This window comes from Streptomyces sp. 4N509B (genome assembly GCF_052245655.1).
Lineage (GTDB): Bacteria > Actinomycetota > Actinomycetes > Streptomycetales > Streptomycetaceae > Streptomyces.
This window is the reverse complement of the sequence record NZ_JBQQBZ010000090.1, coordinates 1-1,380: the sequence shown is the minus strand read 5'-3', so window position 1 is coordinate 1,380 and position 1,380 is coordinate 1. Positions and strand designations below refer to the sequence as shown.

General features: G+C 67.0%; 1 protein-coding gene. It reads left to right on the top strand.

Annotated features, from left to right (window positions below):
* Window positions 1-62 precede the first annotated feature (62 nt).
* Window positions 63-1,340, top strand: coding sequence for an IS256 family transposase (locus ACTWP5_RS32035; RefSeq protein ID WP_443224702.1), 1,278 nt, complete (start codon window positions 63-65; stop codon window positions 1,338-1,340).
* Window positions 1,341-1,380 lie beyond the last annotated feature (40 nt).

The following is a 1,380-nucleotide window of genomic DNA, read 5'->3' as shown; positions in this document are numbered from 1 at the left end:
CGGGACTGTAAAACGAGCGGTGTATCCCGATCATGGAAGATGCACCTGTGACCAGCGAGAACATGTCCAAGAGCGGTCCGATCGAGGCGGCTGGGGTCCAGCCGTCGGCCGCGGTGGAACAGCGGTTGATCGACCAGCTCGTTGACCGTGCCCAGGCTGAGGGCCTGCAGCTGACCGGTGAGGGCGGGCTGCTCCAGCAGCTGACCAAGCGGCTGCTGGAGTCCGCCCTCGAGGGCGAGATGACCGATCACCTTGGCTACGACAAGCACGACGTGGCCGGCAGGAACGGCGGGAACAGCCGCAACGGCACCCGTCCCAAGACCGTGCTGACCGATGTCGGCCCGGTGGAGATATCGGTGCCCCGCGACCGGGAGGGTTCCTTCGAGCCGAAGATCGTCAAGAAGCGGCAGAAGCGCCTGACCGGGGTGGACGAGATCGTGATCTCGCTGGCCGCGAAGGGCCTGACGACCGGGGAGGTCCAGGCCCACCTGGCCGAGGTCTACGGCGCCGAGGTCTCCCGCCAGACGATCTCCACGATCACCGACAAGGTCCTGGACGGCATGGCCGAGTGGCAGAACCGGCCGCTCGATCCGGTCTATCCGGTCGTCTTCATCGACGCCATCCATGTGAAGATCCGCGACGGCCAGGTCGCCAACCGCCCGGTCTACGTCGCCCTGGCCGTCACCAGCGAGGGCACCCGCGAGATCCTGGGGCTGTGGGCCGGTGATGGCGGCGAGGGCGCCAAGCACTGGCTGCAGATCCTCACCGAACTCAAGAACCGCGGCGTCCAGGACGTGCTGATGCTCGTCTGCGACGGGCTCAAGGGCCTGCCCGACGCGGTCGGCACCGTCTGGCCGGCCACCATCGTCCAGACCTGCGTGGTCCACCTGCTGAGGGCCTCCTTCCGCTACGCGGCCCGCCAGGACTGGGAGAAGATGGCCAAAGCGCTCAAGCCCGTCTACACCGCCCCGACCGAGGACGCCGCCCTGGAGCGGTTCACCGAGTTCGCCGACACCTGGGGCAGCAAGTATCCGGCGGTCATCCGGTTGTGGGAGAACGCGTGGGCGGAGTTCACTCCATTCCTGCGGTTCGACGCCGAGATCCGCCGCATCGTCTGCACCACCAACGCGATCGAGAGCGTGAACGCCCGCATCCGCCGCGCGGTCAAGGCCCGCGGCCACTTCCCCAACGAGCAAGCCGCCCTGAAGTGCGTCTACATGGCCATCATGTCCCTGGACCCCACCGGCACCGGCCGCAAGCGCTGGACCAGCCGCTGGAAGACCGCCCTCAACGCCTTCGACATCACCTTCGACGGCCGCCTCACCGCAGCTCGCCACTAATCCCCACACAACTCACATACACCGTTTATTTGACAGACCC